This window comes from Streptomyces microflavus (assembly GCF_014650075.1).
GTDB classification, from domain to species: Bacteria; Actinomycetota; Actinomycetes; order Streptomycetales; family Streptomycetaceae; genus Streptomyces; species Streptomyces microflavus.
In genome coordinates this window covers 20,263-45,186 of record NZ_BMUG01000004.1, presented here as the reverse complement: position 1 = coordinate 45,186, position 24,924 = coordinate 20,263, and the positions used below count along the sequence as shown (strand labels likewise).

Here is a 24,924-nt window from a genome sequence, read left to right as displayed (position 1 = left end):
GTCCCTTGGCGAATGCCGGTCTCGATCCTACAATGGACAATGTCTAAGTCAAGTGAGCATCCAACTTCACACCCGATCGGGACTCGGTCCCCCCACTGTTAGGCTGGGCTCCATGAGCGACCTGCTGGAACGACTCCGTGGACGCGGCTGGCGCATGACGGCGCAGCGGCGTGTCGTGGCCGAGGTCCTCGACGGGGACCATGTGCACCTGACGGCTGACGAGGTCCACGCGAGGGCCGTCGACAGGCTGCCCGAGATCTCCCGCGCCACCGTCTACAACACCCTCGGCGAGATGGTGTCCCTCGGCGAGGTGCTGGAGGTCTCCACCGACCGCCGGGCGAAGCGGTACGACCCGAACGCGCACCGCCCGCACCACCACCTGATCTGCGGCAAGTGCGGCGCCATCCGCGATGTGCACCCGGCGGGCAATCCGCTGGCGGACCTGCCCGCGGACGAGCGCTACGGCTTCACGGTCTCCGGCGTCGAAGTGACGTACCGGGGACTCTGTCCGAGCTGCGCCGCCACTGCCTGAGCACGCCGGGCCCGCCTGTCGAACAGGCGGGCCCGGATCTTTCGGTCCGACGGTTGTGATGGTTGCGGTGATTCCGGACATGACGAAGGCCCGGATCTCTGATCGAGATCCGGGCCTTCGTTCTTCAGTAGCGGGGACAGGATTTGAACCTGCGACCTCTGGGTTATGAGCCCAGCGAGCTACCGAGCTGCTCCACCCCGCGTCGGTGAATGCAACATTACGTCAGCAGGTCGAACGGCGCAAATTCATTCACACCGGCCCCTGGAGGCCGGATTCTCCCAGTGTCACGCGGTGAGCTCCTGGTGCAGGGCGTCGCGCAGCCGGGCCGCACGCTCGGACACCTCGGCCGGGCCCAGCTCCACGGCCCGGGCGCACCAGCGCTGCCCCTCGGTGAGCTCGCCCCGGCGGGCAGCGAGCAGCGCCAGCCGCAGCGCGGCCCGGCCGTGACCGGCGTTGGCGGCGCGGCTCCACCACAGGGCGGCCTCGCGCTCGCTGCCCTCGCGGGCGAGCAGCAGCCCCAGGTTGAAGGCGCCGTTGCGGCTGCCCGCCTCGGCGGCCTCCCGGTACCAGTGGGCGGCGCTCTCCACGTCCCCCCGGGCTGCGGCGAGCATGCCGACCCGGACCTGGGCGCGGCGGTGCCCCTGCTGCGCGGCCCGCTCGTACCACTCCTCGCACTCGGTCTTCTCCGGCATCGGCTCGCCCAGCGCGGGCGGTCCCGGCGGCGGCTGGCGTGCGTCGAGCACCCCGGCCAGCCGGAACGCCGCCTCGGCGCTGCCGCCGCCCGCGGCGCACCGCAGATGACGCTCGGCCTCACGGTCCTCGCCGTCGCGCAGCAGGGCCATGGCGACCTGGAGCGCGGCGTCGGTGTGCCCGGCCGCCGCGGCCCGCTGGTACCAGCCGAGCGCCGTACGGTCCTCGTCACGCCCGGCGTGCAGGATGCCGAGGTTGAAGGCGGCGTCCACACTGCCGGCCTCGGCCGCCTTGGAGAACCAGGGCTCGGCGCCGGTGTGGTCCCCGGCCTGGAGAAGGAGCACGGCGAGCGCGTTGGCGGCCTCGCGGTGCCCGGCGTAGGCGGCGCGGCGGTACCACTGCTCGGCCTGCGGCGTACGGTCCTGGGCGGCGCAGAGCAGCCCGAGGTTGTACGCGCCGTTGACGTCACCGGCGTCCATGGCGGCCCGGTACCAGCGCTCGGCGGTCTGCTGCTCGCCGCGCGCCGCGTGCAGGGCACCCAGCGCGTTGGCGGCGTTGCCGTCGCCGTCCTGGGCAGCGCGCAGCCACCACACGGCGGCGCTCTCCTCGTCGCCCGCGTCGCGCAGCAGGAAGCCCAGGGCGCAGGCGGCCCGGGCCTCGCCGTCCTTGGCGGCGGTGAGGTACCAGCGGCCCGCCTCCTTGAGCTCGCCGCGCTGCTCCAGGATCGCGCCGAGGTGCAGCGCCGCGCGCCGGTGCCCCCGGGCGGCGGCCCGGCGGTACCACTGCTCGGCCTCGCCGACCCGGCCCGTCGCCGGACCGGCGACGGGGCTGTCGCCGCTCTTTCCGCCCTTCGCGCCTGCCGCGCCCGCCGCACTCGGTGTACGGGCGTCGGGCGCGGCCGGGTCGCCGGGGAGGCCGAGGCCGGGCGTGCTCCGGCCGGTGCCGGTCCCCCGGCCCAGGCCGAAGGCGTCGTGCGGGTCCTCGACCGCGTTCCGTTCCAGGGTGCGGGCCAGCCGGTAGGCGGCCTCCCGGTGGCCCTGCTCGGCGGCGGCGCGCAGCCAGCGCTCGGCGCCGATGTCGCCGCGGTGCTCCAGGAGGTCGGCGAGCGCGTAGGCGCCCAGCGCGTGGCCCTGCTCGGCGGACTGCCGCAGCCAGTACTCCGCGCCCGGCTCGTCCCCGCGCTCGCGGAAGTGGCGGCCCAGCGCGTGCGCGGCGGCGGCGGAGCCGGCGACGGCGGCGATGCGCCACCAGCCGGCGGCCTCGTCCGGGTAGCCCCGCTGGTGGAGCAGGACGCCCAGGTTGTTGGCGGCGGCCCGGTCGCCGTCGGCGGTGGCGGCGCGGAGGTAGGTCTCGGCCCCGTCCAGCTCGCCGCGGCGCAGCAGCAGGGCGCCCAGCACGCTCATGGACGCGGTGTCCCCGGCCTCGGCCGCCCGTCGGTGGCGCGCCTCCGTCTCGGCGCTGTCCGCCGCGTCGACGGCGTCCGTGGTACCCGCGTCCGGCGTGGTCACGCCCGTGGCGCCGGTGGCGTGCACGGCGTCCGCGTCCACGTGCCCCACCGTCGCGGTGGTCTCGCTCGTGGTACGCCCCCTGCCCCGGGCCGGCGCCTCGACGGCGGGCCCTGCTTCACCGGCGGTGGTGGCGTCCCGTGGTCCGGGTGTGCTCGCGCCCGCTCCGGCCGCCCCGGCGATGACTGCAGCGAAAGCCGCATCTGCCATCTTGTCCGCCTTCTGGCCGCGCCGCTGCACAAACCGCCCTGTCTCCAACAGAGTTGCCCTGTCCCCCATAAATACCATCGTCGCACCACCTGTAACCCGCGTACACCTGGTATATCGCGGCCAGTGAGGTCACTTCAGCGTTTTGTCGACATGCCCACAGAGAGACAAGTCAAACACGTCGGAACCCAACTGGTGCCCAGCGAACCGCACTTCACGCCCACGGACCGAGAAAGACACGACGACACGACGAAGGCCCGGATCCCATAGGATCCGGGCCTTCGTCTTTCAGTAGCGGGGACAGGATTTGAACCTGCGACCTCTGGGTTATGAGCCCAGCGAGCTACCGAGCTGCTCCACCCCGCGCCGTTGTGTTGAAACCGTACCACGGCGCGGGGTGGCTCCTTCTCAGCTGCCCTGGTCGGCGACCTGCTCGGCCTCTTCGCCCTTCTCGGGCTTCTTGGCCGCGTCGGCTCCGGCGTCCTTCTCCGGAGCCGCGACCTTGTCGCCCTCGGCTCCGGCCTTGGGCTGGGCCGCGGCTGCCCGCTCCAGAGCCTCCTGGAGCGCGTCCTGGGCCTTGCCGTAGGCGGGCCAGTCCTGCTCCTTCAGCGCCGCCTCACCGTCGTTGTACGCCTTCTGGGCGTCCGCGATGGCCTGCTTGAGCGCGTCGCTGCCGGTGGCCGGCGGCTTGGTCGTGTCACCCGGCGGCTCACTGGGGTCCGGCGGTGTGGTGTCGGACTCGCCGTCGACCCCGAAGACCGCGTTGAGCGCGTCTCCCAGGTTGTTCTCGAAGACGATCTTCGAACCGTACGAGGCGGCCACCTTGCGCAGCAGCGGGTAGTTCTGCGTGCCACCGCGTGTGTAGACGGGCTCGATGTAGAGGAAGCCGCCTTCGAGCGGCACCGTGAGCAGGTTGCCGTACTCGATGTCGGAGTCCGTGCCCTTGAGGTTCCTCACGAACTCGGCGACGTCGTCGTTGCCGTTGAGCTCACTCTGTACCTGGCCCGGGCCCTTCACCGTGGAGGTGACCCGGAGCAGTCTCATCGTGCCGTAGTCCTTGCTGGCCGCGTCCGCGTTCACCGCCATGAAGGCGCCGAGGTTCGGGCGCCCCCTGGGGGTGAACGTGGTGGTCAGGGAGAACGCCTGCTGGTCCTGGCCCGGCATCTTCATGGACAGGTAGTACGGCGGGACCGAACCCGGCTCCTTGTTGGTCGGGTCGTCCGGCACCTGCCACGCGTCGGAGCCGCTGTAGAACTGCGCGGGGTCCTCGACGTGGTAGCGGGTGAGCAGCTCGCGCTGGACCTTGAAGAGGTCCTGCGGGTACCGCAGGTGGTCCATGAGCGTCTGCGGGATCTTCGAGCGGGCTTCCACCGTGCCCGGGAACGCCTTGCGCCAGGTCTTGAGGACCGGGTCCTTGGTGTCCCACTCGTAGAGCTTGACCTTGCCGTCGTACGCGTCGACGGTGGCCTTCACCGAGTTGCGGATGTAGTTGACCTGGTTCTGCTGGGCGACGACCGCGCGCTGATTGGTGGTCAGCGAGTCGGCCGTGGTGTCACCGAGCGTCGTACGGGAGGCGTACGGGTAGCCGTTCGTCGTGGTGTAGGCGTCGACGATCCACTGGATCCGGCCGTCGACGACCGCCGGGTAGGCATCCCCGTCGATGGTCAGCCACGGGGCGACGGCCTCGACGCGCTCCTTGGGCGTGCGGTTGTACAGGATCCGCGAGCCGTCACCGATGGCTCCCGAATACATGATCTGCGGCTCGCTGAACGAGACCGCGTACGCGGCACGGTTGAAGGTGTTGGAGAGGCTGACCCCGCTGCCGCCCTTGTAGCTGGTGGTCTTCTCGCCGTCCTCCTCGTAGTCGAGCTCCTTCTGGGGCCCGCCGACGATGGAGTACTGCTCGGTCTTCTCGCCGTAGTAGATGCGCTGCTCGTACTTCCCGAACTCACCGGTGGACGGCAGACCCGACTCCGTGAAGTCCGGGGACCCCGTCGGGTTGGTGCCGGTGGTGGTGCCGCGGGCCGCGATGGCGCCGTAGCCGTGGGTGTACGTGAAGTGGTCGTTGATCCAGTTCCGCTTGGGCAGGCCCTGGATGTTCAGCTCACGCAGACCGATGACCGTGTCCTGCTCCTTGCCGTCCGCGCCCTTGTAGCGGTCGACGTCCAGCGTCTTGGGGAACTGGTAGTAGTTCCTGCGCTGCTGGAGCTGCTGGAAGGCCGGGGAGACGACGTTGGGGTCCATCACGCGGTAGCTGGCGGCCGTGTTGGCGGCGGCCCGCAGCTTGGTGTCGTCGCCCGTGGTGGCCTGGCCCGAGTAGTCCTCCATCTCCGCGTCGGCGATGTCGTACGCATCGCGTGTCGCGTCGATGTTCTTCTGGATGAACGGGGCTTCCTTGGCCTGCTCGTTCGGCTGGACCTGGAACTTCTGCACGATCGCCGGGTAGAGCCCGCCGATCAGGATCGCCGAGAGCACCATCAGGCCGAAGCCGATGACCGGCAGCTGCCAGGTGCGGCGCCACAGCGTCGCGAAGAACAGCACGGCACAGATCGCCGCGATGAAGAACAGGATCGTCTTCGCCGGGAGGTAGGCGTTCGCGTCGACGTACCGCAGGCCCGTCCAGTTGTCCGCGGCCTTGAAGTCACTGGACTTCACCGCGAGCCCGTACCGGTCGAGCCAGTAGGCCACGGCCTTCAGGGAGACGAAGATGCCGAGCAGCACCGAGAGATGACCGGTGGCCGCGGCGGTGGCGCGGGCGCCGGGGCTCGTGATGCGCAGCCCGCCGTACAGATAGTGGGTCAGTGCGGCGGCGATCAGCGAGAGCACCGTCGCCGCGAAGCCGAAGCCGAGCAGGAAGCGGTACCACGGCAGGTCGAAGGCGTAGAAGGAGACGTCCAGCTTGAACTGGGGGTCCTTCGTGCCGAACGGCACGCCGTTGACGTACATCAGCCAGGTGCGCCACTGGCCGGAGGCGGATGCTCCGGCGATCAGACCGACGAGCGCGGTGACGGCGAGCAGCACCCACTTCTTGAAGGGGGCGACGCTCATCCGGTAGCGGTCCAGGCTCTGCTGCTCCAGCGACATCGCGCTCAGCGGCGGCCGGAGCCGGTGCGCGAGCCAGATGTTCAGGCCGATGGCCAGGGCCATCAGCAGTCCGAAGACGAGGAACAGCCCGATCTTGGTCCACAGGGTGGTGGTGAAGACGGAGGAATACGCGACCGACCGGTACCAGAGCCAGTCCGTCCAGAACCCGGCGAACATGACGAAGGCCATGGCGAGAACCGCCAGGACCCCCAAGGTCATGAGCAGGGTGCGGACGCGCCGGGACGGGCGGCCGACACTGATCCGTGGCCCGGTGGGGCCTCCGCCGCGGTCCGGCATCTGGAAAGCCAACGTGCGCACCTCGAAGTTCGCGGTCGTGTGGAGCGGGCCCCAGCGGTCGTAGAGCCCACCTATGCAACTTACTGAAGCTTTACCTAGTTCCCGATACCGGGGCCGAAGGAGGCAGGATATTGCCCATGCCCAACGTTTCCCCCGCAGGACCTCCGATGGCAGCGAGCCCGCTCACCGTCGCCGTCCTCGAAATCGATGCCTATGCCTCCACTCTCGGCTGGGACCAGCCGGCCCGGCTGTTCGCCCTGGTCGACACCGCCCGGCTGCGGGTCCAGGAGCCCGGTCTCGCCGCTCAGCTCGGGCTGGACGACGCCGCCTCCACGACCGCTTCCCTCACACCGATCGAGCAGGAGGAGCTGCCCGCCGGTACCGCCCTGGACGATTTCCTCGGCACCATCGCCTGGCCCGACGCCGTGGTCGGCTGTGCCATGACCGTGGAGCGGCTGATGCTGCCGCCGTCCGCCGAGGCCTCCGTACCGGAGGGTCTCAGCGACAAGCAGCTCACCAAGTGGGTGGCCAAGCACCCCGACCGGCAGGAGGTGCGGATGACGGTGGCCGTGCTGCGGGACGGGGCGCGCGACTCCGCCGTACGGCTGCGCGAGAAGGACTCCCCCACCGAGGTGCTGACCGGTGCCGGTCTGGTGCCGGGGCTCGCCGAGGCCCTCGCGGCGACGTTCGAGTCCTGACGGACCGTCGTCCGGTGCCGGCCTCCGCGCCCGGTTTCCGCCCGGTCCGGGCCGGAACCGGGCGCGTGGGTCAGCCTGCCGAGCAGCTCGGCAGCGCGTCGGTCTTCCCGGCGCTGATCTGCTCCATCGACTTCCGGGCGTCATCGAGGGTCTTGACCCGGACCAGGGTCAGCCCGTCCGGGGTGTCCGACGCGGCCGCGGCGCAGTTGTCGTCGGGCGTGAGGAAGTAGCGGGCGCCCGCCTCGCGGGCCCCGACCAGCTTCATGTTGATCCCGCCGATCGGGCCGACCTTGCCCGCGTCGTCGATGGTTCCGGTGCCCGCGACGAACTTTCCGCCGGTCAGATTGGACGGGGTGAGCTTGTCGATGATGCCCAGGGAGAACATCAGCCCGGCGCTGGGACCGCCGACGTCCGCGAGCTCGATGTCGATCTCGAACGGGAACGTGTGGTCCGTCCCGGCCCTGATCCCGACGATCGCCCGGTCCTCCTCCTCGCCGCCCTGCTCCGTGGCGGGCGCCTTCTCGGTCGTGAGGGTGATCTTCCTGCCGCCCTCGGGGACCCGGCCGGCCTTCTCGGCGGCGGCCGCCTCATCGGCGGGGACGATGGTGAAGGTGACGTCCTCGCCGGGCTTGTGCTTCGTGACGAGCTCGGCGACGTCACCGGGCTCCTTGACCGCGGTGCCGTCCACGGCCTTGATCACGTCACCGGCGTGCAGCTTGCCCTCGGAAGGGCTGCCCTTGACCACGGTGGAGACCACGACCTGAGTGGCGACCGGGATGTCCAGCTCCTTCAGGGCGGCGACCTTGGCGCTCTCCTGGGACTGGCTGAACTCCTCGGCGTTCTCCTGGGTGGACTGCTCCTCGGTCTTGCCGTCCGGATAGAGCGTGTCGTGCGGTACGACGACACTGTCGTGGGCCAGCCAGCCCCAGACGGCCTCGCCCAGGTTCATCCGGTAGTCCGCTCCGGTGACCCGGACCGTCGTCATGTTGAGATGCCCGGATGTCGGGTACGTCTTGCGACCGGTGATCCGCAGGACCGGTTCGCCACGCGCCTCGCCCAGAGTGTTCACCGTCGGCCCGGGAGACATCTCCGAATACGGCACTTTGATCAGCAGGCCTGCGCAGAAGAGCGCGATGAGGATGAGGGTGGAGGCGAGCATCGTCGCGGTGCGGCGTGGCATGGAACGACAGTACGGGAAGGGCCTGTAGGTCCACCGCCGGGGCCGGTCCGTCCGGGGAGCGGCCGAAGCGCGGCGGGGAGGGTGTCACGCGGCGTTCGACGGCCTCAGAGAGCCTCGGAACCGGAGTGCGATTTCTCCATCGCGTCACGGAACCTGGCGTATCCGGCGAGTTCGGTGACATCGCCGGTCGTGCGGTTGCGAGCAGCCCAACTTGCCCATATCGCACCGCCGACAGCAGCGAAAAGTGGAATCAACAGCCAAGCGAGTGCCGCCATCACGACCTCCCTACCCCATGAGCGACCGAGTGATCGATCTGCAGATTAACGATCCGGAAGACCAACGCTCATGGCAGGGGTGCGGTTACGCAAATCGGGGCTGATGCGCACCGGTCCGGTTTGCGCTCAGCAGGCCCCGACCCACTCCTCGGTGCCGTCGGAGAAACGCTGGTGCTTCCAGATCGGAACCTCGTGCTTGAGGTCGTCGATGAGCTTGCGGCAGGCCGCGAAGGCCTCCGCGCGGTGCGGGCAGGCGACGGCGACGACCACCGCCAGATCGCCCACGTCCAGTTCACCCACCCGGTGGACGGCGGCGAGGCCGCGGACCGGGAAGTCGGCGACGACCTTCTCCGCCACTCGGCGCAGCTCGTCCTGGGCCGAGGGGTGGCAGGAGTAGCCGAGCGCACCGACGTCCTGCCCGCCGTCGTGATTGCGCACGGTGCCGACGAAGAGGGCGATGCCGCCCGCGGCGTCGTCCCCGACGGCACGGAAGACCTCGTCGACGGAGAGTTCGCTCTCCCGGATCGCCAGCAGCCGGATGGGGTCCGATGCCGCCTGCTCGCCGGGGTGGTCCTGGGTGCGTGCCATGCCCCCATCGTGCCGTACGGCACGGACATCGCGGAATTGCCTGTTCGACCGGCGGACGGGCGACCGCATTGGAGCCTTCTACGGGACGGCTGCCGGGCCGCTGGGGGGCGCGGTCAGATGCGGCGGCGGGCCTTACGGGCGCGGCGGACCAGGGCGGCCGTGCCGAGCAGGGCGACCGTGGCACCGGCGGCGGTGGCCGTGGCGGCGGTGGCGTCCTTGCGGCCGAGGCGGCGGCCGGCGAGCGTGTGGCGTCCCTCGACCTCTTCGAGGAGCGCTCCGAGGACCTCCTCGTTGGTCCACTTCGGCCGCCATCCCACGTCGTGCAGCCGGCTCACGCTGACCACCCAGGGGTGCATCGTGTACGCGAGGTCACCGGCCGGGGACGGGGTGAGTCCGATGCGGTGCAGCCGGGCGGCCGCCCCCAGGGCGACGGCGGAGGGCAGCTCCATCCGGCGTACGCCGCTGAGCTCCTCGACCTCCTCCTGTTCGAGCCAGCCGTCGCAGCCGACCGCGAACTCGCCGTCGATCTTCTCCAGCGCGGCGTACTCCAGGGCCGTGACCAGGTCGTCGACATGGCAGAACTGCCAGGTGGGGCGCGATCCGGCGACAACCAGGAGACGCGGTGACTCGAAGTAGCGGGTCAGTGCGGTGTCCGTGCCGCCGACCAGGACGGTGGGGCGGACGACGGTGACGTTGAGCCCGGGGTGGGCGCGGGGCGCGCGGCGGCCGAGCCGTTCGATCTCCAGGAGGTCGCCGACCCCGGTGGCCTCCGCGGTGGCGCGCAGTTCGGCGTCCTCGGAGAGCGGCACGTCGTTGTCGGGCAGCGCGCCGTAGACCATCGCCGAGGTGCAGAGCACGACCCGGTGGACCCCGGCGGCGGCCGCGGCGGTGAGGACGGTCTGGGTGCCGCGTACGTTGTACGCGGTGCGGGCGGCGGGGTCGGTCTCCAGGTCGAGATCGAGCGCCAGGTGGACGACGACGTCCGCGCCGCGCAGCTTCTCGGCGATGGCCGGATCGCGTACGTCCAGGATGTGCCAGGCCGCCTCGGAGACCTCTCCGCGGCGTTCGTCGATCGCAATGACCTGTTTGACCTCGTCGGATGCGGCGAGGCGGGCGGTCAACAGCTCACCGACGCCGGTCGCGGCACCGGTGACCGCGACGACGGGGCCCCGGTTTCTGGGGGTCCTGGGGCGTTTCTTCTCGGGTGTGCTCTCGGGCGGGGGGTCGGTCAGGTTTCGCGCTGCGCGAACCTGTGGATCTGGGGAACTCACCGGGCGTCTCCAGCGGTTGTCTTCAGTACGTACCCGAATGACGCGTACGTACCAGGTGGCGTCCATCCTGCCGCAGGCCGGGAGTCGGCGGAGCACTGAGGCCCGAAGCGGGCGTGGTGTCTACGCTGGATGGTGATGTCGGGCAGTCGCCGTCGGTTCGAGCCGGCGGCCCTACGAGCCGAGGAAACCCGTGAGTGACACCCCATTCGGATTCGGCCTTCCGCCGGAGGAGCCGGAGAACGGCGACGAGGGCAAGAAGAAGGACCCCACCGAAGGTGGGCAGAGCGCGGGCGGGCCCGGAGGCCCGTTCGGATTCGGGCCGGGGGCGGGCGGGGACAACCCGTTCGCCGCAATGTTCGGCTCGATGAATCCGAACGATCTCGGCGCGGCCTTCCAGCAGCTCGGCCAGATGCTGAGCTACGAGGGCGGTCCCGTGAACTGGGACATGGCCAAGCAGATCGCCCGCCAGACCGTCTCGCAGGGGACGGCCGACGGCACCAAGGACGCGAGCGTCGGCGCGTCGGAGCGGACCGCGGTCGACGAGGCGCTGCGGCTGGCCGATCTCTGGCTGGACGGCGTGACGTCGATGCCCTCCGGTTCGGTCTCCACCGTGGCGTGGAGCCGCGCGGAGTGGGTCGAGGCGTCGCTGCCGGCCTGGCAGCAGCTGGTCGACCCGGTGGCCGAGCGGGTGGGCCTGGCGATGGGCGATGTGCTGCCCGAGGAGATGCAGGCCATGGCGGGCCCGCTGATCGGCATGATGCGGTCGATGGGCGGCGCCATGTTCGGCCAGCAGATCGGGCAGGCCGTGGGCACGCTGGCCGGTGAGGTGGTCGGGTCGACGGACATCGGGCTCCCGCTGGGTCCGGCGGGCAAGGCCGCACTGCTCCCGCTGAACGTGGCGCAGTTCGGCAAGGACCTCAGCGTCCCGCAGGACGAGGTGCGGCTGTATCTGGCCCTGCGCGAGGCCGCCCACCAGCGGCTTTTCGCCCATGTGCCGTGGCTCCGCTCGCACCTGTTCGGCGCGGTCGAGTCGTACGCACGGGGCATCAAGGTCGACACCAGCAAGCTGGAGGACGTCGTCGGCCAGTTCGACCCCTCGAACCCCGAGCAGCTGCAGGACGCCCTTCAGCAGGGCATGTTCCAGCCGGAGGACACGCCCGAGCAGAAGGCCTCCCTGGCCCGTCTGGAGACGGCTCTGGCGCTCGTCGAGGGCTGGGTGGACGCCGTGGTCCACGAGGCCGCGAAGTCCCGGCTGACCTCGTCGGACGCCCTGCGCGAGACGATGCGCAGGCGCCGCGCCTCCGGCGGTCCTGCCGAGCAGACGTTCGCCACGCTCATCGGTCTCCAGCTGCGCCCGCGCCGGCTGCGGGACGCCTCGCGGCTGTGGGCCTCGCTCACCGACGCCCGGGGTCTTGAGGGCCGCGACGCTCTGTGGGCCCACCCGGACATGCTGCCGACCGCCCATGACCTGGACGACCCGGACGGCTTCGTCCACCACGAGCAGGCCGACTTCTCCGAGCTGGACAAGATGCTCGGCGAGGCCGCGAATGGCCCGCGGAAGCCCGCCGCGGATGACGAGGGCAAGGCCGACGGCGACGGCGACGGCAAGGCCGACGGCGACGGCGACGGCAAGGAAGACGGCAAGGACGGCCGCGACCAGTGACCCTGCGCGACGACGCCACCCTCGTACTGAAGGGTTACGCCCCCGAGCAGGGGGCCGGCCACCAGGCGGAGCTGCGCCAGGCCTACCTGGACCATCTGGCGCAGCACGACGGCGGCATGTGGAAGGCGTGCGGGGCCGGGCACGTGACGGCCAGCGCCCTGGTTATCGATCCCGAGCGGGAGAAGGTGCTGCTCACCCTGCACCGCAAGCTCCGGATGTGGCTCCAGATGGGCGGGCACTGCGAGCCCCAGGACGCCACCCTGGAGGCGGCGGCGCTCCGTGAGGCGACGGAGGAGTCCGGCATCACCGGGCTCACCCTGCTGCCGGGCGGACCGGTCCGGCTGGACCGGCACCCCATTCCGTCCCCCTGCAACTGGCACCTGGATGTGCAGTACGCCGCACTGGCCCCGGCCGGAGCGGCGGAGCGGATCAGCGACGAGTCCCTGGAGCTGCGCTGGTTCGGCTTCGGGGACGTGCCCGAGGTGGCCGACGCCTCCGTCGTACGGCTGCTGGAGGCGACGCGGTCCCGGCTGTAGCGGCGGGCTGTACGGGATGTGCGTAAGGGGCGGCCTCTCTGGAGGCCGCCCCTTACCGCTGTGCTCTGCGGGTGTCGGTCAGTTCCAGGCGTTGTTCTGGTTCTGGCCGTGGGAACCCTGCTGGCCCATGCCGAACTGGGCGCCGGCACCCTGGCCGATCTGGGCGTTCTGCGGAGGCATGACCTCGCTCGGCTGGACCAGCGCGAAGCCTTGGCCCAGGAAGCTGAGCTCCCAGCCCTCCCCGGTGTTGCCGCGACGCCTGAAGACACCCGAGGAGTGCGTCTGGGCCTGCATCTGCACCCGCAGGGCGCTGGACCAGGCCACGATCGCGTCGGCGTCCACGTTGACGTACTTCTCGGGCGTGACCTGCATCATCAAGGGCTGGCCGGACGTCATGAGGGCGACCTTGCCGGAGCCGGAGATGTTGAGCTGGTACTTGCCGCTGCCGGAGATCCCGTACTGGCTGTCCACCGCGATGACCTCGGTGTGCAGCGAGGAGTCGAGCGCGAGGACGTAGGAGCTGTCCACGGTCATCCCCTCGCGGTCGACGTCCACGACGTGGACGTACTGGGCGAGGTTGGCGAAGTAGACCGTGCCCTGGCCGGACACGCGCATCAGGTCGAGGCCCTCGCCGGTGCGCGCGCGGGCGCGCCGCTGGCCCTGGGACTGGTACTCCCCGTCGAAGTCCATCAGGCCCTGGTAGGCGACCATCGCGCCCTTCCGGGCGAGGATGTCGTCCTGGCCGGTCAGCGTCACCCGCAGGAGCTGCGGGTTCTGGATCGCGTACCGGTCCTGGGACTGCTGCTCGGTGTAGCTGAAAAGCGGACTCTGCATGGTGTGTTCCCTCCCCTCAGTTCCGGATCCGCAGGCGGTCCGTACTGTCCTCGCTCGGCTGGACGACGACGATGCCCTGTCCGGAGAAGGCCATCTGGTACGCCTCGCCGCTGCCGCGGCCGATCAGCGCCCCGGCCTTGAAGCTGCGCTTGCCCTTCACCTTGAGGTTCGGGGACCAGGCGACGAGTGCGTCCGGGTCGACGTACGTCTCGTCCTCGCCGCGTCCGCAGTCGACGACGATCGGGGTGCCCCGGGAGGTGATGGCGACCCATCCGGTGCCCTGGACGACGACGTTCCACAGCCCCTGTCCGGCGAACTTGGCCAGCCCCTTGACCTTCTCGACGCCCCAGGTGAGGTGGGCGTCGAAGGCGAGGAGGTTGGTGCCGTTGACGGAGAGGGAGTCGTTGTTCAGGTTGATGACGACCACGTCGGCGCCGTAGTCGGCGAGGTAGAGCAGTCCGTCGCCGGAGCACTTCATGACGGGTGCGCCCTCGCCGGTGATCCACTGGGAGGCGATCTGCCGGACGGCGGGCGGATTGGGCTCGTACTGGATGAACCCCTCGTACGCCACCATCGAACCGGTGCGCGCGTAGAGGTCCTGCCCGGAGGCCATGGCGACCTTGAGCATGGTCTTGCCGTGGTTCTCCATCCGGGCCGTGACGGGGGTCGGGGCGAAGCCCGCGAGTTGCTGGTTCATGACGGGCTCCCTCAGACCTCGTAGGGCTGGACGACGATGAAGTTTCCGGGCGCTCCCCGGAACTGGAGGTTCACGGTCTCGCCGCTGTGCCCCGGGTACGCGTTGCGGCGCAGCCGGACCTGGCTGGAGACGATCACCTGGGACGCGGCCGACCAGGCCACCACCGCGTTGCAGTCGGCGAACGTGGTGGGGGTGACCGGCAGGACGACCGGGGTCCCGTGGGTCTTGATGACCACGGTGCCGGTGCCCTGGAACTGCATGGTGAACAGGGCGCCGCCGGGAATGCCGTGCCCCTCGACCCTTCGGACCTCGTACTGGAGGGACTCGTCGAAGGCGAGGACGCTCTCGGCGGAGACGCAGATGGCGTCGCCCTGGAGCTCGATCGGGTGCAGGTGCGAGCCCTCCTCGGCGAGGAAGACCTGGCCGCGGCCGGTGCAGCGCATCAGCTGCATCTCCTGGCCGGTGGCGTTGCCGACGGCGCGGCCGACGAACCCGGCGCTCTTGTAGCCGAAGTCGACCTTGCCCTGGTACATCACCATGCTGCCCTGGCGGGCCAGCACACCGGCGCCGCCCATGGTCAGGTCGACCCGCATGAGCTGCTGGTTCTGCGGGGTCCAGCGCTGCCCGGTGGCGGTCTCCTTGTACAGCTGGAGGGCCGCCTGGAGCCCGGCGCCGGCCGCCGGAACACCCTGCGGCACACCGGCGGGCTGCTGCCCGAATGCCGGCGGGGCGGGCTGGCCGTACGGAGCCGGGGCGGGCTGGCCGTAGGGAGCAGGCGCAGGCTGGCCGTAGGGCGGCGTGGGCGGGACGCCCTGGCCGGGGACCTGGCCGAACTGCGGCTGCGGCGGCTGGTGACCGGGCTGGCCGTACGGGGCCGGGGCCGGGGGCGCCTGCGGGGTGATCGGTGCCGCGATCGTGGGCGCCGCGTGCATCGGCTGCGGGGCAGGGGCGGGCGCGGGCGGGGCGCCGAAGGACGGCGCGGGCTGCGGGGCCTGGGGAGCGGGCGGGGCCGCGAAGGCCGGGGGCGCGGTGGCCTGGGCCGGCGGGGCGAACCCCGGGGCCGCCTGCGGCGCGGCCGGTGCCTCTTCCTCCTCGGCGACCTCGCCGCCGAAGTTCTTCAGGAGCGCGTCGAGACCGCCGTCGAAGCCCTGGCCGACGGCGGCGAAACGCCAGACGTCCTTCAGGTAGAAGTCACCGAGCATCACCGCGCGCTCGGTGGTGAACTCCGAACCGGTGAAGGCGTATCTGACCACTTCTTCGCCGCCCGCGACGATCCGGATGTACCCGGGGCCGATCTGCGACATCTGTCCGGCACCGTCGAGCGTCGCGGTGAAGGAGAGCTTGTGGATACCGGCCGGAATGCGGTCGAGCGTGACGCGGAAGGACTCGGTGTCGCCGGACTGCGCACCGAGGAGCTGGACCGACTCCTCCGGCGATTTCGGCTGGTTGAAGAAGATGAAATACCGGTCGTCCGAGAGCTTCTCGTCGGCATCCAGACCGAAGCAGCTGATGTCGAAGGTCAGTCCAGGGGCGGCGATCTGCACACCTACGTACAGATCTGTCCCCGGTGTGAGATCACTGATCTTGGCCTTGTGGCCTCGTTGGAATTCCCTGGCCATACGTAACGACCGTCCCCCATCCCGAAGGTGAATGCGTCGCGTCAGGCTAACCGCAAACCGCGACATCCGGCCAAGCCGGTACACACCCGGTACAGAATCACCGAACGCGGCTCACCCGGAGCGCGGAACGGTGCGGTCTCACTCCTCGCGGGCGGCGGGCAGCTGGGGCAGCTGATCGGCCGCCACCACTCCTTCGAGGTAGCCGCGGGCCCGCTCGGTACGCGGATACGCCTCCAGCAGCCGCCAGAACCCCGGGCCGTGTCCGGGAACGAGCAGATGGGCCAGCTCATGGAGGAGTACGTAGTCGACGACGTACTCCGGCATGCCCTGGAGCCGGTGCGAGAGCCGGATACTGCCCTCGGCGGGGGTGCACGAGCCCCAGCGGGTGTTCTGGTTGGTCACCCAGCGCACCGAGACGGGCCGGGTCCTGCCGTCGAAGTACTGGGCGGACAGCCGCTCGGCCCGCTCCGTGAGCTCGGCGTCCCCGAGGACCCGCTTGCTCTCCTGGGCCGCGAGCTTGTCGAGCATCACGCCCACCCAGCGCCGCTCCTCCGCCTCCGACATCCGGGCGGGGATGAGCACGATCGTGCGGTCGCCCTCGCGGTACGCGGAGACCGACTTCCTGCGCCGGGTGCTCCTGCGGACCTCGACCGCGCTCGTCGCCGAGGCGCGGGGCGCACGGGCGGCCGCGCGGGGCTGATGGCTTCCGGCGCTGCGCACGGGGGTCTCCCCGGCCACAGCGGGTGACGGGTCTGCGGGCACACCTCGACGTTACCCGCTGTCAGTGGGGGAAGTCCCGCCTCCGGGTCCGTTCACCACCGATCCCCTCCACTCCCTTCCACTACACGCACCATGTCGCCCGCCATGACCCGCACCATTTGAATGACTAATACCCCCTACCTGTGGATAACTCCGCGCACGCTTCGCCGGGGGCGCGCATTCTGGCAATGGTTCGACGCGGCCGGGAATCCTCCCGGCACGCGGCGGACACGACACAGCAGTCACGACACAAGCGGTCACAACACAGCGGTCACAACACAGAGGGGGAATGCCGTGCGTCTCGGGGGAGAAGTCCCGCATCCGATGCTGAAGCCCGCGCTGCGCCGGGCATGGCGCGGACGGAACACCGTGCAATTCGGGGTGACACCCGCACACGCCGTGACGCTGGGTCCGGTGGACATCGCGACGGGAAGCTTTCTGGAACTGCTCGACGGAACACGGGGCCTGCCACTGCTGCGCGAGGAGGCGCGGGCGCTCGACCTGTCGGACCGTCATGTGGACGTCCTGGTGCGGCGGCTGGCGGAGGCGGGGCTGCTCGACGATCCGCGGGCCGGCGGGCCGCAGGCGGATGTCCTGCGCCACCGGGCCGAGGTGATGGAGCGTCAACGCCCCGATGTGGCCTCGCTCTCCGTCGTCCACCCCGGTCCGGGCGAGGGTCTGCGCCGGATGGCGGCCCGGCGGGCGATGCGGGTCCAGGTGCGGGGTGCGGGCCGGGTCGGTGCGTCGATCGCCGCGGTGCTGTCCGGTTCGGGGGTGGGCCAGGTGGAGGTGCTCGACGGGGGCCGGGCCGAGCCGGGCGACGTGGCGCCGGCCGGACTTCCGCCCGCGGCCGTTGGGGAACGGCGCGATGTGGCGGCCCGCCGGCTCGTCCGCCGGGCAGCCGCCGGGCCCGCGCCCAGGTCGGCGGGGGCGGACCGGAACCCGGCGGGTGGGCAGCCCGGCCTGTCACTGATCGTCGTCGCGCCACGGGACGGCCTCTCGGTGTACGCGCCGGTCCCGGACACCGCGGCTCCGTGGATCGCGTCCGGCACTCCTCATCTCTACGCGGGAGTGATCGAGGCCACCGGAGTGGTCGGACCGCTCGTGCTTCCGGGCGGCACCGGCTGCGCGGGGTGTCTGGAGCTGCACCGCGCAGACCGGGATTCGCAGTGGCCCCGGATGCTGGCGCAGTGGCGTTCGGGGCGGCGGGGGGCGGTGCCCGCCTGCGATCTGGCGCTGGCCACGGCGGTCGCCGGACTCGCCGCGGCACACGCCCTGTCCTTCCTCGACGGCGAGCTGCCGGCCAGTACCGGGGCGCGCTGGGAGGCCGCGCTGCCCCTGCTGGACTGGCGGAGCGAGCGGATCGGCCCCCATGCGGACTGCTCCTGCGGAGCGGCGACGGGCACCGAGGGGGCAGGGGCCTCCGGCTCCGTTCCGGCGCAGGACACAATGGCCGGGTGACCGCCGTCGACGGGTGACTCCGGAGGATCAAGCGGCACGGCAGTCTGGGAACTGGAGGGGCACATGTCTGATCTTCCCCGGAAGGCGGTTACGCGTACCGCCAAACTGGCCGCGCTCCCGCTCGGCTTCGCCGGCCGTGCCACATGGGGTCTGGGCAAGCGGATCGGCGGCAGGTCGGCCGAGCTGGTCGCCCGCGAGGTGCAGCAGCGCACGGCGGACCAGCTGTTCAAGACCCTGGGAGAGCTGAAGGGCGGGGCCATGAAGCTGGGCCAGGCTCTCTCCGTCTTCGAGTCCGCCCTCCCCGAGGAGGTCGCGGGCCCCTACCGCGCCGCGCTGACCAAGCTGCAGGAGGCCGCGCCGCCGCTGCCCGCCCACACCGTCCACGGGGTGCTGGCCGAACGGATCGGCGAGGACTGGCGGGAGTACTTCCTGGAGTTCGAGGACAAGCCGTCGGCCGCCGCCTCGATCGGACAGGTGCACCGAGGGGTGTGGCACGACGGCCGTGAGGTCGCCGTGAAGGTGCAGTATCCCGGTGCGGGCGAGGCGCTGCTCTCGGATCTCACCCAGCTCAGCCGCTTCGCCCGGCTCCTCGGCCCCCTGATCCCCGGCATGGACATCAAGCCGCTGATCAAGGAGATGCGGGACCGGGTGTCGGAGGAGCTGGACTACGAGCTGGAGGCGCAGGCCCAGCGGGTCCACGCGACGGAATTCGCGGACGATCCCGATGTGGTGATCCCGGGGGTGGTGCACCAGTCCGACCAGGTGCTGGTGACGGAGTGGATGGACGGGATCCCGCTGGCCGACGTCATCGCGGACGGTACGGCGGAGCAGCGGGACCGCGCGGGACAGCTGCTGGCCCGTTTCCTGTTCTCGGGTCCGGCACGCACGGGCCTGCTCCACGCCGACCCGCATCCGGGCAACTTCCGGCTGCTCCCGGAGGAGGAGGGTGCCTCGGCCGGTGCGTGGCGGCTGGGGGTGCTGGACTTCGGCACGGTCGACCGTCTTCCGGGCGGGCTGCCGGGGACCATCGGTGAATCCCTGCGGATGACGCTGGAGGGCAACGCGGCCGCGGTGTACGGGCTGCTGCGCGAAGAGGGGTTCGTGAAGGAGTCGATCGAGCTGGAGCCGGACGAGGTGCTCGACTATCTGCTCCCGATCATCGAACCGGCGCAGGTGGAGGAGTTCACCTTCTCCCGGGGCTGGCTGCGGGACCAGGCGGCCCGGATAGCCGACCCGCGCTCCCCCGCCCACCAGCTCGGCAGGCAGCTGAACCTCCCGCCGTCCTATCTCCTGATACACCGGGTGACGCTCTCCACGATCGGGGTGCTGTGCCAGCTCGGTGCGGCGGTCCGGCTGCGGGACGAGCTCGAAGCGTGGCTGCCGGGGTTCGTCGCGGAGACCGAGGAGCCGGAGCCGGTTGCGGAGGGCGGCGCGTAGGCGCCGGTCACCACCAGGACGGCGGGTCACCACCAGAGGGAGTCGAGGCGGCTCTCGATCGCTCTGATGTGGAGGCGGGCGCAGGTCTCGCAGAAGTGGAGGCGGCGGCCGTCCTCCACGGCGGAGAGCCAGGTCAGCGGGACCGTCCCGCCTTCGGCGGCGGTGCCGCAGCGGGCACACACCACCGCTTCGGCGGCCGGTTCTTCGGGGGGATGCGTCTCCTCGTCCACCTCGTGACGATATCTCCGTCACCGGGGCCCGGCAGTACAACGCACCGCGGGGCCGTCCTTGTTCGGACGGCCCCGCGGTGCGTTGTACTGCCGGGTGGTGGCTCCTCACCGGGCAGAGCGGTTGCCCGGTGAGGAGCCGTGGTGCTCCGTCGAGGAGCGTCGGTGCTCCGTCGTGGAGCGGAGAGGTGGGGCCTCTCAGTGCATGACGGCCATGGCCAGCGCCCGGCGGGCGCGCAGCGAGGCGCGCTCCGCTCGGCGCTGCATCCTGCGGGCGGCGACGAGGCGCACCGCTTGGCGGTCCACCTCGGCCTCCCGCAGGCGGTCGTGCATATGGGCACGAGCCAGGGCTTCTGGGATGAGTTGCATCTCGCGGGTCCTGTTCTGACGCGAGTCGTTCGCGCCGATGATGGTGACGTCGGGGGTTGCGGAGCCGACGGGCTCCTTCGTGGGGGTGATCATTGGTGCCTGATTCCGGGGGTCATGGGTCTGGGGACGGTCGATGGTTCCGAGGCGCAGCCACCGTGTGGGGGCGGGGACGCCACAGCCGGCGGTCACGCTGCGACCGGGTTCTTGCGCGGACGGCCACGCGGCCGCTTGCGGGCCACGACGACACCCTGGACGAAGAGCTCGCCGCCCCAGACGCCCCACGGCTCGCGCCGCTCCTTGGCACCGGCGAGGCAGGCCTCGACGAGCGGGCAGGTACGGCAGAGGGACTTGGCGTACTCGACGTCGGCCGGGGACTCGGCGAAGAAGACCTCCGGGTCGTACGAGCGGCAGGGGACGGGTACGCCGAGGTTCTCGATGGCGTCGTCGAGCGCGGTGAGCGCGGTGAGGGGGAGCAAGGTGGAGTCCTCCGTGGAGCCGGGCGGGGAGATCGAGTCGGACTGCGGTACTGACGGGGCGTGCGCTTCGAGTTGCACGGTGGGTGGTGTCCTCGTCTGGTCGTGCCGGCCTGTTGGCCGGTTGGCGGCTGGTACTGCTGGCCCGAGGCGCCTTCGGTGTCCCGTCCGTTCGGACAAAACAAAAGGGCCGCGGATCCCGAGTGGGGTTCCGCGGCCCTGAGGCGCCGGCCTGATGCTGGATCAGGCTGGATCGCTCCAGGGTTCAGGCCCACGGAAGGCCCACATCGTGTGGTGGTGCTGCGTCTGCTTCTTGGCTCCGGCACCGGCTGCCGCAAAGGCATAGGCCTGAGCCTGTGCATCCTTCGCTACTGCTGCCGCCGGTGCCTCGATCGGTCGCTCATTGCGCTCTCGCACCACGGGGAGGCTCGCCAGAGACAGCGGGCTGACGGCGGAGACGCCGGACAGACCGGTGGCACGGAGCGAAGCAATCGGGGAGCGGGTGAGGCCGAGCGAGCAGGTGGAGACGACCGAAAGACCGGTCATTTTCTGGGTTTCGATGATGCTGATCACTTCAATCGCCTCCTCTCGGCGTCTCAGGGGGACCGGCCGGAGCCGGTCCTGCGTATTCGGATAAGTACAGCACGGATTCAGGGCTTCAGAGAAGTCGCTGTTCCCGTGGTTAAGAACCTATGGTGACGACTGGGGCGGGCGCAAACTATTTTCTGGACGAGTTTTTCTCAACTCTCCCCGCCACCATCGGCGGACCCCTCACCGACCGTCTCACCTGCACAGATGGCGAGTACGTCGGCTCCGAAACGGGTCAGCTTCCGGTTCCCGACGCCGGCGATGACGACCAGCTCCCCCTCGGTGGACGGCGCGGCCTCGGCGATGGCCATCAGGGTCTTCTCGGTGAAGACGCAGTAGTCCGGCTGGCGCAGCCGGGACGCCTGGGCGGCGCGCCAGTCGAGCAGCCGCCCGTAGAGCGCCTCGTCCATGTCGGAGGGGCACTCCTCGCACCGCATCAGCTTCATCTCGCCCGCATCGGTGAGGGTCCGGCCGCAGACCCGGCACCGCACCGTCTGCCGGGGCTTGCGTTCGACGGCCGCGGTCCGCTCGGTGGCCGCGGACCGGCCGGAGCCCCGGTCGATCCCGCCGCCGCCGCCGGCTCCGCCCCGGGCGCCGAGCGCCGCTGAGCCCGGGCGCAGGCCGTTCAGGAACCGGGTGGGCCTGCGGCTCGCCCGGCCGCCGGGAGAGCGCGACAGGGACCAGGAGAGCGAGAGGTGGAGGCGGGCCCGGGTGACGCCGACGTACAGCAGGCGCCGCTCCTCCTCGACCTGCTCGTCGGTCTTGGCGTAGGCGATCGGCATCATGCCCTCGGTCAGGCCGACGAGGAACACCGCGTCCCACTCCAGGCCCTTCGCCGAGTGCAGCGAGGCCAGCGTCACCCCCTGGACCGTCGGGGCGTGCTGGGCGGCCGCCCGTTCGTCGAGCTCGCGGACCAGGTCGGTCAGGGTCGCCCCCGGCTTGGCCGCCTCGAAGTCCTCGGCCAGCCGGACCAGCGCGGCCAGCGACTCCCAGCGGTCGCGCACCGCCCCCGATCCGGCGGGCGGGCGGGTGGTCCAGCCCTTCGTGGAGAGCACCGCCCGCACCTGGGACGGCAGCCCCTCCGCCCCGTCGAGCAGGGAGTCGTTGCGCCCGGCGCGGGCCGCGCCGCGCAGGGCGGTGCCCGCCTCGCGGACCTCCGCCCGCTCGAAGAACCGCTCGGCGCCGCGCAGCTGGTAGGCCACGCCCGCGTCCGCGAGGGCCTGCTCGTAGACCTCGGACTGCGAGTTGACCCGGTAGAGCACGGCGATCTCCCCGGCCGGGACGCCCGCCGCGATCAGGTCGCGGATGCGCCGGGCGGTGGACTCGGCCTCGTGGGGCTCGTCCGGATACTCCGTGTAGACCGGCTCGGGGCCCTTGTCCCGCTGCGAGACCAGCTCAAGACGGTGATCGGCGGCCTTGCCGCGGGCCTGGCTCAGCAGCCCGTTGGCGAGGTGGACGACCTGGGGCGTGGAGCGGTAGTCCCGGACCAGCTTGACCACCGTCGCGCCGGGGTGGCGGGTGCGGAAGTTCAGCAGGTGGTCGGGGGTGGCCCCGGTGAAGGAGTAGATCGTCTGGCTGGCGTCGCCGACGACGCAGAGGTTGTCCCGGTCGCCGACCCAGAGGTCGAGCAGCCGCTGCTGGAGCGGGCTCACGTCCTGGTACTCGTCGACGACGAAGTGCTGGTACTGGCCGCGCACGTGGTCGGCGATGTCGTGCCGGTCCTGGAGGATGCCGACGGTGAGCAGGAGCACGTCCTCGAAGTCGATCACCGAACGGTCGCGCTTGAGCTGTTCGTACGTGGAGTAGATCTGGGAGAGGACCGCCGGGTCGCGCGGGGCGTCCCGCTGGGTCTTGGCGACCGCGGCCGGGTAGTCGGCGGGCACGGTCTGGGTGACCTTGGCCCACTCGATCTCGCTGGTGACGTCCCGCAGCTCGTTGCGGTCGAGCCGGAGATCGCAGCGGGCGGCGGCCTCGGCGACCAGCTGCACCTTCCGTTCCAGCAGCCGGGGCAGCTCACCACCGACTGCTTTCGGCCAGAAGTACTGGAGCTGCCGGAGCGCCGCCGAGTGGAACGTCCGCGCCTGGACACCGGTCGCGCCGAGCTGCCGGAGGCGTCCGCGCATCTCGCCCGCGGCCCGGTTGGTGAACGTGACGGCGAGGATCGTGGCGGGCTGGAGGATGCCCGCCCGCACCCCGTACGCGATGCGATGGGTGATCGCGCGGGTCTTGCCCGTGCCCGCTCCGGCCAGCACGCACACCGGTCCGTGCAGGGCGAGAGCCACCTCGCGCTGCTCGGGGTCGAGCCCGTCGAGCACGGCGTCCGGGGTCTCGGGAACCTGCGGGAAGAGGGTGGAGTGCGTTGCTGCTGTCACCCCGCCATGCTGCCAGGTCCCGAGGGGCGGATGCGGCGGTTGTCCACAGGGGTGAGGTATTCGTCGTACTGATACAGGACGGCCGACGCCTGATACGGAACGGCCGGCGCCCCGGCGGGACCGACTCCGGGAATGGTGGCCGCCTCCCGTACGTTCCACTCGGTGCGGGAAGGCGGCCCAGGCCGCCGGGCCGCATGTGACGCTGCCGGCCGCGCAGCGGGACGGACGAGACAAGGGAGCGCCAGCGACATGGCGGGCACTGTGACGATGTACAGCACCACCTGGTGCGGCTACTGCCGTCGGCTCAAGGGCCAGATGGACCGCGAGGGCATCGCGTACAACGAGGTCAACATCGAGCACGACCCGGATTCGGCGGCGTTCGTCGAGAAGGCCAATGGCGGAAACCAGACGGTCCCGACCCTGCTGATCGTCTCCCCCTCCGGCACCGAGTCGGTCATGACGAACCCGTCCCTGGCCCAGGTGAAGCAGGCTCTGGCCGCCTGACGCCGAGCGCTCGGCGCACCCGGCTTCCACCACTGCCCCCGGCATCCGCCGGGGGCAGTGGTGTTTCCGCGTTCAGTTCGTGCGGCTCTGGCTGCCCGGCCGGGGCAGCGGCTTCCCGTACCAGAGCTCGATGAGGCGGGCGGCGATCGAGATGCCGAACGGGGGCATGACCTCGCCGGACTCGAAGGCGGCCCTGAGGTCCTCGCGGGAGAACCAGCGGGCCTCCTCGATCTCCTCGCCGTCGACGTTGATCTCCGAGGAGGTCGCCCGCGCCATGAAGCCCAGCATCAGGCTGGAGGGGAAGGGCCACGGCTGGCTGGCGACGTACTCGACCTCGCCGACGGTGACGCCCGCCTCCTCGTACACCTCGCGGACCACGGACTGTTCGATCGACTCCCCCGGCTCGACGAATCCGGCGAGCGTGGAGAAGCGGCCCTCGGGCCAGTGGACCTGGCGTCCCAGCAGCGCGCGGTCCTGGTCGTCGGTGACGAGCATGATGACCGCCGGGTCGGTGCGCGGGTAGTGCTCGGCGCCGCAGGCCTGGCAGCGGCGGATGTGCCCGGCCGCCGCGATGACGGTCCGCTCGCCGCAGCGGGAGCAGAAGCGGTGCAGGCGCTGCCAGTTCTCCAGGGCGACCGCGTGCACCATCAGGCCCGCGTCACGGGGGCCGAGGAGAAGTCCCGCCTCGCGGAGTCCGGCGGGGCGGGCCGACTGGTCCATGCGGCCGGGCAGCGAGTCCTTCTGGAGCGCGAAGTAGCTGACGCCCTCCTCATCGGTGCCGAGGAAGTACCGGTGGGTCTCGGTGACCGGGGCCTCGAAGGCCGGGGTCATCACGATCGAGGTGCCGCCCTCGGGGGTGTCGTCGATCAGCACCTGCCCGCCGGAGACGACGAAGACGCGGGTCGTCGGGTGGCTCCACGCCACGGCCAGCCACGCCTCGTCGAGGCGGTGGTGCGCCGCGCGGTCGATGCCGCTGGGCGCGGTGAGGCCGATCGGACGGTCTGCGGTGGCGTTGTCGAAGGTGCTCACAGGTGCTTCCTACTCCCCCTGGGTGGATC

General features: G+C 71.1%; 22 protein-coding genes and 2 tRNA genes. 7 read left to right on the top strand and 17 right to left on the bottom strand.

Translation table 11 applies throughout. The annotated features are described in order from the left end of the window. Positions 1-112: 112 nt before the first annotated feature. Positions 113-532: a Fur family transcriptional regulator gene (locus IE264_RS12490; protein ID WP_015611234.1), complete on the top strand. Its 420-nt coding sequence runs from the start codon at positions 113-115 to the stop codon at positions 530-532. Positions 533-660: 128 nt separating this feature from the next. Here IE264_RS12490 and IE264_RS12485 read toward each other — a convergent pair. From IE264_RS12485 to IE264_RS12470, 4 genes are all read right to left on the bottom strand, one after another. Further along, positions 661-734: transfer RNA gene (locus IE264_RS12485), tRNA-Met, on the bottom strand. An 82-nt stretch (positions 735-816) separates the two neighbouring features. Next, on the bottom strand, positions 817-3,015 hold the full coding sequence (locus IE264_RS12480) for a tetratricopeptide repeat protein (protein ID WP_032757868.1): 2,199 nt from the start codon (positions 3,013-3,015) through the stop codon (positions 817-819). Positions 3,016-3,226: 211 nt separating this feature from the next. Further along, positions 3,227-3,300: transfer RNA gene (locus IE264_RS12475), tRNA-Met, on the bottom strand. Positions 3,301-3,342: 42 nt separating this feature from the next. Next, complete coding sequence (locus tag IE264_RS12470) at positions 3,343-6,315, bottom strand: UPF0182 family membrane protein (RefSeq protein WP_032757866.1); 2,973 nt, start codon at positions 6,313-6,315, stop codon at positions 3,343-3,345. A gap of 137 nt (positions 6,316-6,452) precedes the next feature. Here IE264_RS12470 and IE264_RS12465 point away from each other — a divergent pair, with 137 nt between their 5' ends. Continuing rightward, positions 6,453-7,013, top strand: coding sequence for a PPA1309 family protein (locus IE264_RS12465; protein WP_233277148.1), 561 nt, complete (start codon positions 6,453-6,455; stop codon positions 7,011-7,013). Between the two features lie 70 nt (positions 7,014-7,083). Here the strand turns inward: IE264_RS12465 and IE264_RS12460 are convergent, their stop codons facing one another. The 3 genes from IE264_RS12460 to IE264_RS12450 form a co-directional block, all read right to left on the bottom strand. Continuing rightward, positions 7,084-8,193 carry a YlbL family protein gene (locus IE264_RS12460; protein ID WP_032757864.1) on the bottom strand — a complete coding sequence of 370 codons (1,110 nt, stop codon included), beginning with the start codon at positions 8,191-8,193 and terminating at the stop codon, positions 7,084-7,086. A gap of 401 nt (positions 8,194-8,594) precedes the next feature. After that, positions 8,595-9,056 carry a molybdenum cofactor biosynthesis protein MoaE gene (locus tag IE264_RS12455; protein WP_015611228.1) on the bottom strand — a complete coding sequence of 154 codons (462 nt, stop codon included), beginning with the start codon at positions 9,054-9,056 and terminating at the stop codon, positions 8,595-8,597. Between the two features lie 113 nt (positions 9,057-9,169). Next, on the bottom strand, positions 9,170-10,327 hold the full coding sequence (locus IE264_RS12450) for an SDR family oxidoreductase (RefSeq protein ID WP_032757862.1): 1,158 nt from the start codon (positions 10,325-10,327) through the stop codon (positions 9,170-9,172). A 190-nt stretch (positions 10,328-10,517) separates the two neighbouring features. Between IE264_RS12450 and IE264_RS12445 the strand changes: the two genes are divergently transcribed. Continuing rightward, positions 10,518-11,990, top strand: coding sequence for a zinc-dependent metalloprotease (locus tag IE264_RS12445; RefSeq protein WP_032757861.1), 1,473 nt, complete (start codon positions 10,518-10,520; stop codon positions 11,988-11,990). Further along, positions 11,987-12,526, top strand: a complete 540-nt coding sequence (locus tag IE264_RS12440; protein WP_032757859.1) for an NUDIX hydrolase — start codon at positions 11,987-11,989, stop codon at positions 12,524-12,526. The genes IE264_RS12445 and IE264_RS12440 overlap by 4 nt, the downstream gene beginning before the upstream one ends. Positions 12,527-12,604: 78 nt before the next feature. On the opposite strand, the gene IE264_RS12435 is transcribed toward IE264_RS12440, so the two are convergent. From IE264_RS12435 to IE264_RS12420, 4 genes are all read right to left on the bottom strand, one after another. Next, on the bottom strand, positions 12,605-13,360 hold the full coding sequence (locus IE264_RS12435; RefSeq protein ID WP_015611224.1) for an AIM24 family protein: 756 nt from the start codon (positions 13,358-13,360) through the stop codon (positions 12,605-12,607). Between the two features lie 16 nt (positions 13,361-13,376). Further along, a complete protein-coding gene (locus tag IE264_RS12430) occupies positions 13,377-14,057 on the bottom strand; it encodes an AIM24 family protein (RefSeq protein WP_015611223.1) in 681 nt (226 codons plus the stop codon). 11 nt (positions 14,058-14,068) lie between these two features. Beyond that, entirely contained in the window at positions 14,069-15,676 is a 1,608-nt protein-coding gene (locus IE264_RS12425; protein WP_032757857.1) for a TerD family protein, read from the bottom strand. A 138-nt stretch (positions 15,677-15,814) separates the two neighbouring features. Beyond that, positions 15,815-16,438 (bottom strand): M48 metallopeptidase family protein, encoded by a 624-nt coding sequence (locus IE264_RS12420; RefSeq protein WP_032757856.1) that lies wholly within the window; start codon positions 16,436-16,438, stop codon positions 15,815-15,817. A 321-nt stretch (positions 16,439-16,759) separates the two neighbouring features. Between IE264_RS12420 and IE264_RS12415 the strand changes: the two genes are divergently transcribed. Next, complete coding sequence (locus IE264_RS12415; protein WP_032757855.1) at positions 16,760-17,896, top strand: ThiF family adenylyltransferase; 1,137 nt, start codon at positions 16,760-16,762, stop codon at positions 17,894-17,896. A 63-nt stretch (positions 17,897-17,959) separates the two neighbouring features. Next, complete coding sequence (locus IE264_RS12410; RefSeq protein ID WP_032757854.1) at positions 17,960-19,333, top strand: ABC1 kinase family protein; 1,374 nt, start codon at positions 17,960-17,962, stop codon at positions 19,331-19,333. Between the two features lie 26 nt (positions 19,334-19,359). On the opposite strand, the gene IE264_RS12405 is transcribed toward IE264_RS12410, so the two are convergent. The 5 genes from IE264_RS12405 to IE264_RS12385 all read right to left on the bottom strand — a co-directional run bounded on the left by IE264_RS12405 (position 19,360) and on the right by IE264_RS12385 (position 23,362). Then, positions 19,360-19,563 (bottom strand): hypothetical protein, encoded by a 204-nt coding sequence (locus tag IE264_RS12405; RefSeq protein WP_015611218.1) that lies wholly within the window; start codon positions 19,561-19,563, stop codon positions 19,360-19,362. 195 nt (positions 19,564-19,758) lie between these two features. After that, positions 19,759-20,118 carry a putative WhiB-interacting protein gene (locus tag IE264_RS12400; protein ID WP_031123062.1) on the bottom strand — a complete coding sequence of 120 codons (360 nt, stop codon included), beginning with the start codon at positions 20,116-20,118 and terminating at the stop codon, positions 19,759-19,761. Beyond that, a complete protein-coding gene (locus tag IE264_RS12395) occupies positions 20,115-20,483 on the bottom strand; it encodes a WhiB family transcriptional regulator (protein WP_015611216.1) in 369 nt (122 codons plus the stop codon). Before IE264_RS12395 ends, IE264_RS12400 begins: the two co-directional genes overlap by 4 nt. A gap of 162 nt (positions 20,484-20,645) precedes the next feature. Further along, on the bottom strand, positions 20,646-20,975 hold the full coding sequence (locus IE264_RS12390; RefSeq protein WP_015611215.1) for a hypothetical protein: 330 nt from the start codon (positions 20,973-20,975) through the stop codon (positions 20,646-20,648). Between the two features lie 167 nt (positions 20,976-21,142). Then, positions 21,143-23,362 carry an ATP-dependent DNA helicase UvrD2 gene (locus tag IE264_RS12385; RefSeq protein ID WP_015611214.1) on the bottom strand — a complete coding sequence of 740 codons (2,220 nt, stop codon included), beginning with the start codon at positions 23,360-23,362 and terminating at the stop codon, positions 21,143-21,145. A gap of 249 nt (positions 23,363-23,611) precedes the next feature. Here IE264_RS12385 and IE264_RS12380 point away from each other — a divergent pair, with 249 nt between their 5' ends. Then, entirely contained in the window at positions 23,612-23,866 is a 255-nt protein-coding gene (locus IE264_RS12380; RefSeq protein ID WP_015611213.1) for a glutaredoxin domain-containing protein, read from the top strand. Positions 23,867-23,938: 72 nt separating this feature from the next. On the opposite strand, the gene nudC is transcribed toward IE264_RS12380, so the two are convergent. Further along, the gene (gene nudC / locus IE264_RS12375; RefSeq protein ID WP_015611212.1) at positions 23,939-24,895 is read right to left on the bottom strand and encodes an NAD(+) diphosphatase; all 957 of its coding nucleotides are present in this window, start codon (positions 24,893-24,895) and stop codon (positions 23,939-23,941) included. Positions 24,896-24,924: the final 29 nt, after the last annotated feature.

Excerpts from the sequence above, each read along its gene's own strand:
- IE264_RS12490 (WP_015611234.1), top strand. The coding sequence starts at position 113 with ATGAGCGACCTGCTGGAACGACTCCGTGGACGCGGCTGGCGCATGACG.
- IE264_RS12480 (WP_032757868.1), bottom strand. The coding sequence starts at position 3,015 with ATGGTATTTATGGGGGACAGGGCAACTCTGTTGGAGACAGGGCGGTTT.
- IE264_RS12470 (WP_032757866.1), bottom strand. The coding sequence starts at position 6,315 with ATGCCGGACCGCGGCGGAGGCCCCACCGGGCCACGGATCAGTGTCGGC.
- IE264_RS12465 (WP_233277148.1), top strand. The coding sequence starts at position 6,453 with ATGCCCAACGTTTCCCCCGCAGGACCTCCGATGGCAGCGAGCCCGCTC.
- IE264_RS12460 (WP_032757864.1), bottom strand. The coding sequence starts at position 8,193 with ATGCCACGCCGCACCGCGACGATGCTCGCCTCCACCCTCATCCTCATC.
- IE264_RS12455 (WP_015611228.1), bottom strand. The coding sequence starts at position 9,056 with ATGGCACGCACCCAGGACCACCCCGGCGAGCAGGCGGCATCGGACCCC.
- IE264_RS12435 (WP_015611224.1), bottom strand. The coding sequence starts at position 13,360 with ATGCAGAGTCCGCTTTTCAGCTACACCGAGCAGCAGTCCCAGGACCGG.
- IE264_RS12430 (WP_015611223.1), bottom strand. The coding sequence starts at position 14,057 with ATGAACCAGCAACTCGCGGGCTTCGCCCCGACCCCCGTCACGGCCCGG.
- IE264_RS12425 (WP_032757857.1), bottom strand. The coding sequence starts at position 15,676 with ATGGCCAGGGAATTCCAACGAGGCCACAAGGCCAAGATCAGTGATCTC.
- IE264_RS12415 (WP_032757855.1), top strand. The coding sequence starts at position 16,760 with ATGCTGAAGCCCGCGCTGCGCCGGGCATGGCGCGGACGGAACACCGTG.
- IE264_RS12410 (WP_032757854.1), top strand. The coding sequence starts at position 17,960 with ATGTCTGATCTTCCCCGGAAGGCGGTTACGCGTACCGCCAAACTGGCC.
- IE264_RS12380 (WP_015611213.1), top strand. The coding sequence starts at position 23,612 with ATGGCGGGCACTGTGACGATGTACAGCACCACCTGGTGCGGCTACTGC.